The following is a 14,016-nucleotide window of genomic DNA, read 5'->3' on the forward strand; positions in this document are numbered from 1 at the left end:
CCACGTTTTAGACCTTCAGTTCAAGAATCCGTCTTCAGGAATGCAGGAATGGGGAGATCATGGACCTCGGCATCAGCGGAAAGACCGCTCTGGTCACCGGCGCGAGTCGCGGCATCGGCCTCGCGATCGCTCGGACCCTCGCCGCGGAGGGGGTCAGGGTGGTCGGTGCCGCCCGGACCGTCACGCCCGAGCTGGAGAAGGTCGCCGCCGCCTCCGTGTCCGTCGACCTGAGCACCCGCGACGGGGCGCGGGCCGTCGTCGCCGAGGCGCTCGCCTCGGTCGGCGGCATCGACTTCCTCGTCAACAACGTCGGCGCGGCCGACCCGGACTGGCTGTCCCTCGGCGGGTTCCTCGACACCGACGACGAGCAGTGGCAGCGGATGTTCGACCTCAACCTGTTCAGCGCGGTGTGGACCACCAAGGCGGCACTGCCGAGCATTCTGGAGCGCTCGGGCGCGATCGTGAACATCTCCTCGATCAACGCCCGCATGCCCGTCGGCTCGCCGGTCGGCTACGGGGAGGCCAAGGCGGCGCTGAGCCAGTTCGGGAAGCGGCTCAGCGAGGAACTGGCGCCGCGCGGCGTCCGCGTGAACACCGTCACCCCGGGCGTCACCGCCACTCCCGCGTGGACCGACCCGAACGGCTTCGGCGGCATGGTGGCCGCCGCGTCCGGAGTGGACCACGGCGACCTCCTCGCGGCCCTGCCCGGGCGGTTCGCCATGGCCTCGGGGCGTCTCACCGAACCGGAGGAGGTGGCCGACCTGGTCGCCTTCCTGCTGTCCGAACGCGCCGGCAACATCCACGGCGCCGACCACGTCATCGACGGCGGCACCCTCAAGACCGCCTGACCGGCCACAGCGCCGGCCGCCGGGCCGCCGGGCCGGCGCGCCGCTCACGCGACGAGCTGCCCCGTCGCGCGGCGGCACGGGTTGCACAGGCCCGGCACGGGTGCGCGGAAGGCGTGGTCGCAGCGGTCGCAGTTCTGGAGCGGGTCGGGCCTCGGCGGCGCCGCCGGCCGCTCCGGTTCACGTTGCGGCGGGAGGATGCCGTCCAGGCGGCTGGCGAGGAGGCCGGCCGGGTACTTCACCTCGGCCGGGAGGCCGTTGGTGAGGCGGCTGCGGACGAAGTCGGGCGCGGCGCCCTGGGCGAGCAGCTCGTCCACGCACGGGGCCAGGCGGTGCACCTCGCGGGACGACAGGGCGAGTCGGGGATCGGTGGCGCCGAGACTGCGGAGGAGGTTGGCGGCGGGGCCCGTCGGCGGCGCCACCGGGGCAGACCGCCGCGGGGCTTCCCGTACGGGCGCGGGTGCGCCGCCGCCCTTCGGCGGGTCGGGGTCCGGGTCCGGCTCCGGGTCGGGGTCGGGGTCGGGGTCGGGGTCGGGCTCCGGGTCGGGCTGCGGGGCCGGGGCCTCAAGGGCCCTGGGCTCCGGCTCCGGCTCCGGCTCCGGCCGCTGTCCCTGCTGCCGCTCCCGCTCCTGCCCCTGCCCCTGCTCCTGCCCCTGCTCCTGCCCCTGTTCCTGAGGTAGGGCCTTCGCCTCCGGGCAGTTGAAGGAGTACGTGTGGGTGACGAGGGGACCGCCGGGGAGTTTGACCTTCAGCCGCGCGAGGTAGCCGTTCGCCTCCAGTTCGCGCAGGGCGGCCGCGATGCGGATCTCGCCCTCGGGGAAGCGGGCGGCGAGGCCCCTGATGGTGATGTCGGTGCCCTCGGGGACGGACTGGATGTGGGCGGCGAGGCCGATGGCGGCGAGCGACAACTTCTCGTGCTGGAGAAGGTGGTTGCCGACGACGGTGAAGCGGCTGGTGTGGCTCACGTTCTGGTGACGGACACCGGAATGGGTGGTGTCGGCCCCGGGAGTCCCGGGCAGGACGCGGCGACGCGCGCTAGGGTGCTGGATATCCATCGGGAAGGTCTTCGCTTCCTCGTTGGTCAGGCCCTCGATCGGGATTGCCGTCCCGGCCGGGGGCCGAACTGTTTTCGGTTGGTCGCCGCGAGCATATGCCAGGCAACCCGGGCCGAATCCAGCCCAGTTGAGATAGTTCGCTCGTGTGGGTGACGGCCCGTGACGCGCCTCGCGCGCGCCCACCCTCGCCCGCCCGTCCGCACACGCGAGGGGTGGGTGGGTGGGTTGGTTCTTTCCCTGGGTACTTATCTTGATCGCGGGCCTCACCATCGAGCTCCCACCCGGCTCGCGCCCTCCCACGACCCGGCGCCCCGGCAGCGGGGCTGCTCCCCGCCCTCCTGACATGTGGAAGGGGCCGGCCCCATCGGGCCGGCCCCTTCCACGCGTCTCGCTGCGAAGAGTTACTTCGCGTTGACGTCCGCGAGGCACAGGACGAACTTGTCCATGTCGTACTGCTGCGACAGCGCCGAGTACTTGTTCTGGTCGCACTTGTTCAGGTCGGTGGTGTCGTCGAACACCTGGGCGACCTTGTACAGGTCCTTCTTGCCCGAGCCGCAGTCCTGGGTGTCGACCTTCGGGTCGTTCTCCGGGCCGCTGACGGTGACGCAGTCGCCGACCGAGGCGTGGACCGGGGTGTCACCGGCGAGGAAGTCGAAGCCGTAGCGGACGCCGTACTTCACGGCGCCGACGACCACGAGGAGCACGACGAAGCCGATGATCGCCTTGAACTTGCCACCCTTCTTCGGGGCGGGCGCGGGCGCGGGCTGCATCGGGGCACCCGGAGCGGCGGCGAACGGGTCGGACGGCGGAGGCGTGGTCATCTCGGAATCCTTGAGCGGCGTGGACACGATCAAACGCGCACGTTACACAGCGCAAAACGACCAAAAAGGATCTCTTCTATCCGTTGCCCAATCAGATGCCGAGTCGTGACTCTGGCGCCACGTCAGACGGAGGGCCCGACGGCCCCTCCAGGAGGGCCGAACGGCCCTCCCCACCTGGGACTTCCGTGCGATTGCCTGATCCGATGACCGGTCACCGCGACGACTACCACGCCCTGCTCGCCCGCCGCGAGGCGATGCGGCTCCGGGACAACCTCCTGCGGCCCGCCCGTACGACCAGAGCCCCCGTGGCGTCGTACGACGGCGCCGCCGGAACCGCCGACCAGGAGACCATCACCCGGCACCTCGCCGCCGTCACGCCCTTCGCCGACCTCATCGACCGCCTCTACGCCGTCATGTTCGGCCGCCACCCCTACCTCCGGCAGCTCTTCCCCGACGCCATGGAGTTCCAGCAGGCGCATCTGGAGCGGGCGTTCTGGTTCATGATCGACGGCCTCGACCGGCCCGACGAGCTCGCCGAGTCCTTCGCCAGGCTCGGCCGCGACCACCGCCGTCTCGGCGTCCTGCCCGTGCACTACGAGGTGTTCGAGGCGTCGCTCGTGGAGGCGCTGCGCGGCCTCGCGGGAGGCGCCTGGAGCACGGAGGCCGAGCGGGCCTGGGTGCGGATGGTGCGGCACGTGTCCGCCGCGATGGTCGACGGCGCCCAACGGGCCGTCGGCGAGCCGGTGTCCTGGCCCGCCACGGTGACCGCGCACGAACGTCGCGGCGCCGACCTCGCCGTCGTACGGGTGCGGCCGGCCGAGCCGTACCCGTATCGCGCCGGGCAGTACGCGCGCGTGGAGTCACCGCTGCTGCCGCACACCTGGCGGCCGTACACGCCCGCCTGCGTGCCCGGCGAGGAGCTGGAGTTCCACGTCCGGCGCACCGCGCCCGGCGGGGTCGCCGACGCGCTCGTCGCGCACACGCGGGTCGGCGACGAGCTGCGGCTCGGCCCGGCACAGGGGCGGACCACGCTCGACGAGGAGCCCACCAGGGACCTGCTCGTCGTCGCTGGCGGAACCGGCTGGGCCACCGCCAAGGCGCTGCTCCAGGAGCTCTCCCACCGCCGCCCGCCCGGCCTCTCGGCCCACCTCTTCCTGGGCGCGCGCACGGCCGGGGACTGGTACGACGGGCCGGGTCTCGAACGGCTGACGGACCGCTGCCCGTGGCTGCGCGTGAGCCTCGTCTTCGGTGACGGCCTCCTCGACGCCGTCCTCGACGCCCGGACGGACTGGACCGGGCACACGGCGTACGTCAGCGGGCCGGCCGGGCTCGTCACCTCCGCCGTCTGGCACCTGGGCGAGGTGGGCATCCCGGCGGAGCGGGTGCGGCACGATCCCCTGCCGGTCACCGCGACCCGCGAACTCGCCTTGCCCCAGCGGTAGGCGGCCCTAGTCAGTCGTATGCGGCCGTCGTCAGTCGTATGCGGCCGTAGTCGGTCGCCGGCAGCCGTTGAAGGGCGCGCGCCGTCACGCCATGATTCCCGGGGGGGCGGAGTCGACCGTGGAGGAAGCGCCGGTGCGAGACCAACTCATGGGAGGCCGTTACCGGTTGGTGCGGCAGCTCGGCGAAGGCGGCATGGGGCAGGTGTGGGAGGCACGCGACGAATCGCTCGACCGGCCCGTCGCGGTCAAGGTGATCTCCCTGCTCGCGGGCGGCGGCAGCCACGGCGGCGAGGCGCGCGCCCGGTTCCTGCGCGAGGCGCGGATCACCGCCCGGCTGCAGCACCCCGGCATCGTGACCATCCACGACCTCGGGGAGACCGGCGACGCGGCCGACCGGGCGCCGTTCCTGGTGATGGAGCTGATCAGGGGCGAGGGCCTGGACGCGATACGGAGCCGGGGCCCCGTCCCGCTGCCCGACGCGGCGCACTGGGGCGCGCAGATCTGCGACGCGCTCGCCGACGCGCACGAGTCCGGCATCCTGCACCGGGACATCAAGCCGTCCAACATCTTCGTCACGCCGTCCGGCACGGTGAAGGTCCTCGACTTCGGCATCGCACGGGCCGCCGACCCGTACGCGACGGCGGACCGCCTGACCCAGACCGGCTTCATCGTCGGCACACCGCCCTACATGGCCCCCGAGCAGGCCCGCGGCTTCCCGGAGCCCCGCAGCGACCTGTACGCGGTCGGCTGCGTCCTCTTCGAGCTGATCACGGGCCGGCTGCCGTTCCAGGCGCCGGACACCGTGGGCTACCTGTCGGCGCACCTCACGCAGGACCCGCCCGCGCCCAGCACCGTGGCCCCGGGCATCCCGCCCGCCTGGGACGAGCTCGTCCTCACGCTGCTGAGCAAGGACCCCGCCCGGCGGCACCCGGACGCGGCCGCGCTCGCCCGGGCACTGCGGCGGCTCGTCCCCGCGGACGGGCCCACGACCGCCGGGCCGGAGCGTGTCCCCTCGGAGGCGGAGACGCGCGCCGAACTCCTCGCCCGGCTCGCCGCCGCGATGCGCGCCGTGCACGACGCCGCCGCGTCCCGTACCCCCGTGGCACGTGCCGCCGCGCCCGCTTCGCGCCCCGCGCCCCGTCCGTCGCCCGTCTCCCCTCCCGTGGCCGCCACGAAGCCGCTCCGGCCGGCGGCTCCCGCGTCCGCTCCCTCCGCACCCTCGAAGGGCCCCGACCGGACGGCGGTCCGCTTCGCCCTCCCGGCGGCCTTGTTCGTGTTCCTCGTCCTGGCGTACCAGCCGCTGTCCGGCCTGGGCGCGCTGAGCTACTGCCTCCTCCAGGCCGTGACCCTGGCGCTCGCGGCGGCCCTCACGCGCCGCTCCGGAAGCGGGGCGCGCGGGGCCGGGTACGCGGCCGCGGCGCTCGACACCCTCGGCACCCTGATCCTGCTGCTCGTGCCCGGGTCCCGCTTCACGTCCTCCGGCACCCCGATGTGGCCCTACGCGCTGATGTCCGCCGCGGTCGTGGCGACGTACCTCTACCGCGAGACCAGCACCCGGACCCGGAAGAGGGCCCTGACCGGCCCCTAAGGGCCCCAGCCGTACGCCCCCTGGGAGCTGCGCGGGTCCATCCGGCCCTGGTGGTCGAGCGCGCGGCGCAGGTCGGCGGCGAGCGGGTGGTACGGGCCGTGGGCGCGCTCCACGTCGAAGAGCAGCGCCCGCAACTCGGCCTGGCCCGCCGCGTGGTCGCCCATCGCGAGCAGCAGCAGGCCGATCCGGTGCCGGATGTCGAAGGCCCGCGAGCCCGGCTCGCCGGACTGCTGGAAGGGCAGCAGCGCGCGGTACTCGGCGAGCGCCGCCGCCGGGTCGCCGAGCTGCTCCAGGCACTGGGCCGCGTCGAAGCGGAACTGCAGCGTCTGCGGGTCCGCCGGGCCCGCCTCCGCCGCGCGGTCGGCCGCGAGCCGGCGCAGCTCGGGCAGCGCGCGGCGGTACTGGCCGTCGTCCATCAGCGTGCTCGCGTACTGCTTGCGCAGGATGCGGACGACCGGCGAGTGCTCGCCGTGCTCGGCGGCGGCCGCGGGCAGGATGCCGCCGAGGATGTCCACGGCCCGGGTGATCGAGCCCTCGCCGAGCAGCCGCTTCACCTCGTCGACGGCCGCCGCCACGTCCGGCTTGGCGGGCGCGGGCGCGGGCGGGGCCACCGGCGGCGGCTGCGACCCGGTCCGCTCCGGCCAGGGCGCGTGCGGGCGGCGGAAGGGGCGGGTCGGGTCGAGCGGACCGGCCGGTCCCGGAGCGCCGCGCGGCGGCAGGAGCGGCAGCAGCTCCTCGTACACCTCCGCCGCGCCCGACGGCCGGGCCTGCGGGTCCTTCGCCAGCAGGCGCAGCACCAGCGACTCCAGGGCCTCGGGCACCTCGGGCCGCAGCCGGCGCACGGGCGCGGGCGGCTCGTACAGGTGGCGGTGGAGCACGCCGAGCGCCGTGGAGCCGGCGAAGGGCACGTCGCCGCTGAGCAGTTCGTGCAGCAGCACGCCGAGCGCGTACAGGTCGGTGTACGGGCCGACGGCGCCGCCCATCGCCTGCTCGGGCGCCATGTAGGCCGGGGTGCCGATCTGCGAGCCGGTGTGCGTGAGGCGGGTGGTGTCGGTGTCGAGGACGGAGGCCACGCCGAGGTCGAGCACGGTGACCGTGCCGTCGGGGCGGACCATCACGTTCCGCGGCTTGAGGTCGCGGTGCACGATCGGCACGGCGTGCACGGCGGCCAGCACCGCGCACAGCTGCGCGGCGACGGACACCGCCCACGGCCACGGGTACGGGTCGTGCTCGGCCAGGTGGTCGGCGAGGTCGGCGCCCTGCACGTACTGCATGACCAGGTACAGCTCGTCGCCGTCGCTGCCCGCGTCGTGCACCGTGACCAGGCCGGGGTGGTCGACCTGCGCCGTCACCCGGCACTCGCGCACGAAGCGGCGGCGCAGCTCCTCGGCGGCCGTCGCCGGACCGGTGAGCCCGGCGGGCCGGAGCAGCTTGACCGCCACGCGCCGGTCGAGCCGGCCGTCGTAGGCCGTCCAGACCTGGCCCATGCCGCCCTGGCCGATGACGGTGGAGAGCTCGTAGCGCCCGCCGACGATCCGGCCGTTCACCGGCCGCCTTCCCGGGGGACCCGGGGATCCCGGGGGTCCCGGGCGTCCTGGCGCAGGAGGTCGCTGAGCTCGTCGAGCTCGGCGCGGACCTGGTGGATGCGCGGGTTCGGGGGCGCCACGGGCTGGGGCCGGGGCTGCGGCCGGGGCTGCGCGGTGGGCGGCGCCACGGGCTGCGGGGCGGGCTGGACCGGCGGGTAGCCGTAGCCGTGGTGGTGCGACGGGACCGTGGCCGCGTACGGGTTGTACGGGGACAAGGCGGGCGCCGGAGCGGCGGGCGCGCGGTCGTGGCGTATGTCCGTCACCAGGAAGTACACCGTGAACGCCACCGCGTTGAGCAGGATCATCCCGACGACCCAGTCGCCGTCGGGCGCGTCCGGGTCGTCCGGCATCAGCACCAGGCCCGCGAAGACCACCGCGACCGAGACCACGAGCAGCAGCCAGTCCCAGACCTTGCGGGTCAGCAGCGCGATGCGCAGCGCCGTCGCCCAGGTGAGGAAGCCGATGCTGAGCAGCGGCAGCACCGCGAACAGCACGCGCAGCACGACGACGGACGCCGGCACCGCGCGCTGCTGCTGCGGCGGCTGCGGCAGGGGCGGCGGATAGCCCTGGCCGTACATTCCTGCTCCCGGGTCACGCTGATCGAACCGACTGTCGGAGACGAGCGTATACACCGACTCCGACAGCCACCCAGGGGTTGTACGGAACGCGGAATCACACGGTCAGGGCGCGACCGTCCCGTCCGCCAGGCCGTCGTACATCCCCTGCACCAGCTGTTCGCCGAGCCGGCCCGCGAGCCGCAGCGCCTCCTCGAACTCCGCGAGGGCGCGGAAGCGGTCCCCGTAGCGCCGCTGTTCGGCGAGCGGCAGCCGGGGCAGCTGGAGGCGGCGGACGTCGAGCCGGGTGGCGGTGGAGGCGTACGAGCTGGCCTGGCGGTTGTTGGCGGTGGCGCGCAGGAAGCCGGCCAGGAACCAGGGGTCGAGGGCCGCCGGGTCGGGGCGGAGCAGGTGGACGTTTCGGCCGAGGGCGGCGCCGACGGTGTGGTGGTCGGCCGCGTCGACGACGCGGGCGACGGAGCCGCCGCCGAGGACCGGGACGACGACGTCGCCAGCGGCGAGCAGCGCCGCCTCCTCGGCGGGTTCGCCGGGCGCGGCCTCGGGCAGCGTGCCGGACGGCGGCTGGGCGGCGAGCACGTCGGTGTCGGTGAGGACGGCGACCGGGGCGGCCCCGGCGGCGGTCGTGCCGGTGCCGCCGGCGCGCAGCGTGAGGGCGCCGGCGCGGGCCAGCTCGCCGACCGTCGTGACGGGCCGGCGGCCGGCCGGCCCGCCGGTGTCGGCGGCGGGCGGCGGGGCCAGCTCCATGGTGCGGCGCAGGGCGGCCGTCAGCCGGTCGCGCACGCCGTCGAGCTGGGCCGCGCCCTCGGCCGCGGCGGGCGGCGGGAGGTGGCGGGCCGGGGCCAGGTCGACGTCGTCGTCGAGGAGTTCGATGACGGGGACGCTGCGGCTCTCGCCGGGCGTCTCGGCGAGCGTGCCGTCGCGGTCGAAGGGGCGCCAGGCGTCGAGGACGGCGGTCTCGACGGCGGGCCAGTCGAGCCGGTCGCGGCCGGTGCCGGTGCCTGCGGCGGCGCTCGTCTCGGTCGCCGTGTCGACGAGGAGCAGCTCGGCGGGCGGCCGTTCGCCGGGGACGGGCCTGCGCAGCACCCACAGGTGCAGCGGGATGCCGTACGGGGGTGCCGCGCCGGCCGGGAGCGCGACGACGGCCCGCAGCGCGCCGCGGCGCAGCAGGTCGGCGCGGATGCGGCGGCCGGAGCGGCGGGAGGCGGCGGCGGGCGGCATGAGCAGGACGGCCGTGCCGCCGGGGCGCAGCCGGGCCAGGGCGTGCTGGACCCAGGCCAGCTCGGACTCCGTGCGGGCCGGGAAGCCGTACTCCCAGCGCGGGTCGTAGGCGAGCTCGTCGTGGCCCCAGTTGCGCTCGTTGAAGGGCGGGTGGCAGACGACGGCGTCGGCGGCGAGGGCGGGGAAGGCGTCGGCGCGCAGGGTGTCGCCGGGCAGGACGCCGACCGCGGGGCCCTTGGCCGTCCGGCCGGCGTCCCCGGCGAGGGCGAGGCGCAGGGAGGTGAGGGCGGCGAGGTCGCGGTCGGCGTCCTGGCCGTACAGGGCGGTGGCGCCGGTGGCCGCGCGCAGGAGGGCACCGGTGCCGCAGGCCGGGTCGAGGACGCGGGCGGCGGGGCCGGCGAGGGCGGCCATGAGGGCGGCGGGGCCGGGCGGGGTGAGCGTGTACTGGCGCGGGTTGGCGTCCAGATGACGGCCGAGCAGGAACTCGAAGGCGTCGGCGGGGCTCGTCTCGGCGGCCAGCTCGGCGGCGGCGCGCAGCAGGGGCACGGACGGGACGAGCTCGTGCGCGGCCGGGGTGCGGACGGACCGGGGGACGCCGAGGCGCTCGGTCAGCGTCTCCTCCAGCGGCACCGGCAGCAGGCCGGCGAGCCGCTCGTCGGGCGCCGCGGCCAGCGCGGGCCAGGCGCCGGCCCGGTCCCGTACGAGGAGGAGGGCGCAGCCCGCGTGCACGAGGGCGGTGACGGGGCCCGCGGGGTGGGCGGCGATCTGCTGCCAGACGCGCTCGCGGAGCGGCACCTCGGCGAGCTTGCCCTGGGCGCGCAGCCACTCCTCGACGTCGGCGAGATCGAAGGACGGGCTGGTCTCGGTGCCGCCGACCGGCTTGGGGAAGTCGGCGTGACGGCGGCGCCAGTTGCTCACGGCCGCCCGGCCGACACCCGCGAGACGGGCGATGCCCGCGGCGGTCACCTCGGCCGCGGTCCCCCCAGCTGCGCTCTCCGGCATGTGCCGCTCCCCTCGTGCCCGTCGTGCCCTCGTGCCTCGTGTGTGACCCCGATCTTACTGACGAACCCTCGCGACACCACTTCACAGCGTGAGCTGACCCAAATTTTGTAAACCGTGTTGACTCGGTTCACAGGCTCTGCTGTGATTGACCCATCGCAAACGGAGTTCACAGCAGCCCCGGAAGGTGCCTAGCCATGTCTCGGAACACGAACGGTCAGCAGCAGGATCAGCGCAACTGGTTCGCCCGCCACAAGGTGCTCACCGCCGTCGGCGCGGTCGTCGCCGTCGTCGTGATCGGCTCGGCGGTGGGCGCCGGCGGCGGCAACGACGACAGCGGCTCCCCGAAGGCCGGCGCCCAGGAGCCGGCGAAGAAGGGCACGGACAAGAAGAGCGGCACCCAGGGCGACGCCGGGAAGGCCGCGGAGAAGAAGGCCGCCACGATCGACGGCGACGGCGACTTCGAGGTCGGCAAGGACGTGAAGCCCGGCCTCTACCGCTCCACCGGGAACGGCGACGACGCCGGCTGCTACTGGGAGCGCGCCAAGGACTCCTCGGGCGACACCGACTCGATCCTCGCCAACGACAACGTGACCGGCACCAGCTACGTCCAGGTGACGGCCAAGGACAAGATCTTCAAGTCCTCCGGCTGCCAGTCCTGGGAGGCCGTGGACGCCAAGGCCACCGGCACCCCGAAGAACGAGCTCAAGGGCCACGGCGGCATGTTCAAGGTGGGCGTCGACATCGCCCCCGGCACGTACAAGTCGACCGGCAACAAGGACGACGCCTGCTACTGGGAGCGGGCGAAGGACGCCAGCCACAGCACGGATGCGATCCTGGCGAACGCCAACGTCACGGGCACGGCGATCGTGAAGGTCTCCGCCTCCGACGCCTACTTCAAGTCCACGGGCTGCGGCGACTGGGTCAAGACCGGCTGACCCGGCCCTCCCCCGGCCCCAGCGCCCCCGCACCCGGCGGGGGCCGCCGCCCACCCGGCGGACCGCCCCGTAACCCCCGTAACTCCCGCAAGCCCATGTAACTCCCGAAACCCATGCATTCCCCGCAACCCCGCACCCCCGCGTACCGCCCCGATCCCCCTCGGAGAACCACCATGCTCGCCACCGCCCGCCCGCGCCGCGCCGCCCTCGCCGCCGCCCTGTGCGCCGCCACCCTCGCCCTCGGCGCGACCGCCTGCGGTCCCTTCTCCGCCTCGGACCCGGGCGCGGACAAGCCGAAGGCCACCGGCCCGTTCGCGGAGCTGACCGGGTCCCAGGTCGCGGACAAGGCGATGAGCACGACGCAGGCCGCCACGTCGCTCAGCCTCGACGTCGACGCCAAGACCACCGACGGCCCGATGAAGGCGTACGTCTCGGCCGACCGCAAGGGCCTGTGCGCCGGCACGATGTCCATCGGCGCCACCGGCACCGCGGAACTCGTCCGCCCCGCCGACAAGGCCGTCTACCTCCGCCTCGACAAGGCGCTCCTGAAGGAGCAGACCAAGGACGAGACGCCCGAGGTCCAGCGCGAGGTCATCAAGCAGCTCAAGGGCCGCTGGATCAAGACCGACGCCAAGGACCCGGACGCCAAGGACATGCTCGACCTGTGCGACCTGAAGTCCCTGCTCAGCGACTTCGAGGGGCCCTACGCGGGCGTGAAGAAGGGCACGGTCACCACGATCGAGGGGCAGAAGGTCCTCCCGCTGACCCAGACGGTCCGCGGCGAGAAGACCACGATCTACGTCGCCACCGAGGGCACTCCGTACGTCCTGCGGCTCGTGACGACGGGCGGCAAGGAGCCCGGCACGATGACCCTCTCCAACTTCGGCAAGCCGGTGGACGCGAAGACGCCGCCGAAGAAGGACGTGCTGGACGAGAAGGACTTCGGCTGACGAGCCGCTGCGCACGCGAAAGGCGTGAGGGCCTCCGGAGGGGGGTGGCCGTCACGCCTTTCGCGTTCTTTGCGCTGTCGTCCGCGCCGGGGGCTCAGAGGCGGTGGCGGACCCAGATGTTGGGCTCGACGTAGACCGCGTAGCCGCGGGACGTGTCGCAGTGGACCGGGACCAGGGCGCCCGGAACCTCGACCGGTCCGTCGGTGTCGAAGGGCAGCCCGGTCCAGGAGCGCCACTGCGCCACCGAGCCGCCGATCGTCATCGACGCCGGCGCCACCTTCTCCACGACGCCCCCGGCCCGCACGTGCACGCGCAGCCACGGGTCGTGCGGCAGGCCGTCCGACTCGCGGGTGCGCCGGGCGTACTCGTGGATGGACGAAGCGGCCTCCAGGTGCTTGCCGTTCGGCCGCAGCGGCGCCACCAGGTCGGAGACACCGAGCCGGCGGGCGTTGTCGCGCATCGCGGCCAGCATGCGGTGCGAGACGCCGTTGCCGAGCGCGCTCGTGTCCACGGTGATCTCGATCGCGCTGACGGTGTCGGGCGTCCGCCCGTGCCGCAGGTCGGAGAACGCCCAGAGCAGGACCTGGTCCCACCCGGTGTCGGGCAGCTCCCCGCGACCCTCCGCCCGCAGCTGGAACGGCACGCTGAAGCCGCGCGCCACGACGTCCTCGCCGTCGGGCCCGTCGGTCGCGACCAGCACGTACTCCGGGAACTCGGCCACGATGCGCCCGATGTGGCTCCACCCGACCGGGTCGTACATCATGAACTCCGGCCAGAGGTCCTTCATCTGCCACAGCTTCCCGGCGAGTGCGGGGCGTTCGGCGAGCGTCGTGATGTGCAGGTCCATGATCGCGAGGCTAGCGGCGGCAGGGCGGCACGGCGAAACGATTTTCCGCAGGCGGGAGCCCGGGTGACGGACTCCCGGACGGGCCTCACACCTTGCCGATGCCCAGCGTGTTCTCCGCCGGCAGCAGGCCCGAGCCCACGATCGTCAGCCACGGGCCGCCCAGCAGCTCGTCGAGCCGCGCCGTCGCCTCGGCGCCCAGCGCGACCCACGGCGCCGCGGCGAGTTCGTCCGTGCGGAGTTCGACCTCGGCGCGCAGGGCGCGGCCGGCGTCGGTCGCCGTGCCGTCGGGGTGGACGAGGCCACGGGCGGCGAGGCGGGCACGGGCGGCCGACCAGTCGGCGGCGGACCAGCCGCGGGTCTCGAAGGTGGCCTCGGCGGCGGCGCCCACCGCGGCGAAGGAGACCAGGGACTCGACGGGATCGAGACCGGCGGTAATAAGGGCGGCGAGGTGGCCGTCGCCGCGGTGTTCGCGCAGGATCGTCGCGGCCTGCCAGAGGACGAGGTGCGGGACCTCGGGCCAGTCGAGTTCGGCGTGGGCGGCGGCCATGGGACGCCCGGCCATCGGGGCGGCCGTGGCGGCGCGGCGGGCGAGGCCGGCGGCCTCGGCGAGCTGGGGGCTCGCGAGGACGTCGTCGCCGAGGAGCGTGCGGTACGCGCGGTCGACGGCACGCAGCCGGGCCGCGAGCACGTCGGCGGGCGCGGCGACCGTCCAGGCGGCGGGGACGTGCCGGGCGACCTTCTCGGGGCTGAACGTGTAGAAGGCGGACGCGACGCGCTCGGCGCCGACGGGACCGAGGGCGGCGGCGCGCCAGGCGAAGTAGCCGGGCCAGCGGTCGGAGACGTCGTAGCCGAGGGCGGCGGCCTCGTCGAAGGCCTCGGGGGCGTAGTAGAGCACCGAGTGCAGGGGCTCCATCAGGTGCCACATCTGGCGGACGCGGGCGGGTTCCACGGCCGTGGCCGTGGCCGAAGTCGCTTCCGCGGCTGCGGACACAGTCGCCCGCGCAGCCGTTCCCGTGGTCGCTTCCGCAGCCGTTCCCGTGGTCGCTTCCGTGGTCTTCTCCTCGGTCATGACGACGTCCCTTCCTCGACCCGCCCACTCATCTTGTCACTGCCTAGATTGCGCCCCTCCGGCAAACTTGTCAACGACTAGAT

The 14,016-nt window shown here is 74.3% G+C and carries 12 protein-coding genes; 5 read left to right on the forward strand and 7 right to left on the reverse strand.

Annotated features, from left to right (window positions below):
- Positions 1-59 precede the first annotated feature (59 nt).
- Positions 60-848 (forward strand): SDR family oxidoreductase, encoded by a 789-nt coding sequence (locus ACFYU9_RS33865; RefSeq protein ID WP_389347374.1) that lies wholly within the window; start codon positions 60-62, stop codon positions 846-848.
- A gap of 44 nt (positions 849-892) precedes the next feature.
- On the opposite strand, the gene ACFYU9_RS33870 is transcribed toward ACFYU9_RS33865, so the two are convergent.
- Positions 893-1,810, reverse strand: a complete 918-nt coding sequence (locus tag ACFYU9_RS33870) for a helix-turn-helix domain-containing protein (protein WP_389347376.1) — start codon at positions 1,808-1,810, stop codon at positions 893-895.
- A gap of 491 nt (positions 1,811-2,301) precedes the next feature.
- Positions 2,302-2,721, reverse strand: a complete 420-nt coding sequence (locus tag ACFYU9_RS33875; protein ID WP_389215749.1) for a hypothetical protein — start codon at positions 2,719-2,721, stop codon at positions 2,302-2,304.
- A gap of 203 nt (positions 2,722-2,924) precedes the next feature.
- Here ACFYU9_RS33875 and ACFYU9_RS33880 point away from each other — a divergent pair, with 203 nt between their 5' ends.
- Both ACFYU9_RS33880 and ACFYU9_RS33885 read left to right on the forward strand, forming a co-directional pair.
- Positions 2,925-4,163: a globin domain-containing protein gene (locus tag ACFYU9_RS33880; protein ID WP_389215746.1), complete on the forward strand. Its 1,239-nt coding sequence runs from the start codon at positions 2,925-2,927 to the stop codon at positions 4,161-4,163.
- Positions 4,164-4,296: 133 nt separating this feature from the next.
- The gene (locus ACFYU9_RS33885) at positions 4,297-5,751 is read left to right on the forward strand and encodes a serine/threonine-protein kinase (RefSeq protein ID WP_389215743.1); all 1,455 of its coding nucleotides are present in this window, start codon (positions 4,297-4,299) and stop codon (positions 5,749-5,751) included.
- Here ACFYU9_RS33885 and ACFYU9_RS33890 read toward each other — a convergent pair.
- The 3 genes from ACFYU9_RS33890 to ACFYU9_RS33900 form a co-directional block, all read right to left on the reverse strand.
- The gene (locus ACFYU9_RS33890; RefSeq protein WP_389347378.1) at positions 5,748-7,298 is read right to left on the reverse strand and encodes a protein kinase; all 1,551 of its coding nucleotides are present in this window, start codon (positions 7,296-7,298) and stop codon (positions 5,748-5,750) included. The genes ACFYU9_RS33885 and ACFYU9_RS33890 overlap by 4 nt on opposite strands.
- Positions 7,295-7,915, reverse strand: coding sequence for a hypothetical protein (locus ACFYU9_RS33895; RefSeq protein WP_389347380.1), 621 nt, complete (start codon positions 7,913-7,915; stop codon positions 7,295-7,297). Before ACFYU9_RS33895 ends, ACFYU9_RS33890 begins: the two co-directional genes overlap by 4 nt.
- Positions 7,916-8,017: 102 nt before the next feature.
- Positions 8,018-10,132, reverse strand: coding sequence for an N-6 DNA methylase (locus tag ACFYU9_RS33900; protein ID WP_389347382.1), 2,115 nt, complete (start codon positions 10,130-10,132; stop codon positions 8,018-8,020).
- A 194-nt stretch (positions 10,133-10,326) separates the two neighbouring features.
- On the opposite strand from ACFYU9_RS33900, the gene ACFYU9_RS33905 reads away from it, so the two are divergent.
- Both ACFYU9_RS33905 and ACFYU9_RS33910 read left to right on the forward strand, forming a co-directional pair.
- The gene (locus ACFYU9_RS33905; protein WP_389215731.1) at positions 10,327-11,067 is read left to right on the forward strand and encodes a hypothetical protein; all 741 of its coding nucleotides are present in this window, start codon (positions 10,327-10,329) and stop codon (positions 11,065-11,067) included.
- A gap of 173 nt (positions 11,068-11,240) precedes the next feature.
- Complete coding sequence (locus ACFYU9_RS33910; RefSeq protein WP_389215728.1) at positions 11,241-12,017, forward strand: hypothetical protein; 777 nt, start codon at positions 11,241-11,243, stop codon at positions 12,015-12,017.
- Positions 12,018-12,111: 94 nt separating this feature from the next.
- On the opposite strand, the gene ACFYU9_RS33915 is transcribed toward ACFYU9_RS33910, so the two are convergent.
- Positions 12,112-12,864, reverse strand: a complete 753-nt coding sequence (locus tag ACFYU9_RS33915) for an N-acetyltransferase (RefSeq protein WP_389215725.1) — start codon at positions 12,862-12,864, stop codon at positions 12,112-12,114.
- 85 nt (positions 12,865-12,949) lie between these two features.
- Positions 12,950-13,789, reverse strand: a complete 840-nt coding sequence (locus ACFYU9_RS33920; RefSeq protein ID WP_389216060.1) for a hypothetical protein — start codon at positions 13,787-13,789, stop codon at positions 12,950-12,952.
- Positions 13,790-14,016 lie beyond the last annotated feature (227 nt).

It is taken from the genome of Streptomyces sp. NPDC004327 (genome assembly GCF_042873935.1).
Classification (GTDB): domain Bacteria; phylum Actinomycetota; class Actinomycetes; order Streptomycetales; family Streptomycetaceae; genus Streptomyces.

Excerpts from the sequence above, each read along its gene's own strand:
- ACFYU9_RS33880 (WP_389215746.1), top strand. The coding sequence starts at position 2,925 with ATGACCGGTCACCGCGACGACTACCACGCCCTGCTCGCCCGCCGCGAG.
- ACFYU9_RS33915 (WP_389215725.1), bottom strand. The coding sequence starts at position 12,864 with ATGGACCTGCACATCACGACGCTCGCCGAACGCCCCGCACTCGCCGGG.
- ACFYU9_RS33900 (WP_389347382.1), bottom strand. The coding sequence starts at position 10,132 with ATGCCGGAGAGCGCAGCTGGGGGGACCGCGGCCGAGGTGACCGCCGCG.
- ACFYU9_RS33905 (WP_389215731.1), top strand. The coding sequence starts at position 10,327 with ATGTCTCGGAACACGAACGGTCAGCAGCAGGATCAGCGCAACTGGTTC.
- ACFYU9_RS33865 (WP_389347374.1), top strand. The coding sequence starts at position 60 with ATGGACCTCGGCATCAGCGGAAAGACCGCTCTGGTCACCGGCGCGAGT.
- ACFYU9_RS33920 (WP_389216060.1), bottom strand. The coding sequence starts at position 13,789 with ATGTGGCACCTGATGGAGCCCCTGCACTCGGTGCTCTACTACGCCCCC.
- ACFYU9_RS33910 (WP_389215728.1), top strand. The coding sequence starts at position 11,241 with ATGCTCGCCACCGCCCGCCCGCGCCGCGCCGCCCTCGCCGCCGCCCTG.
- ACFYU9_RS33875 (WP_389215749.1), bottom strand. The coding sequence starts at position 2,721 with ATGACCACGCCTCCGCCGTCCGACCCGTTCGCCGCCGCTCCGGGTGCC.
- ACFYU9_RS33895 (WP_389347380.1), bottom strand. The coding sequence starts at position 7,915 with ATGTACGGCCAGGGCTATCCGCCGCCCCTGCCGCAGCCGCCGCAGCAG.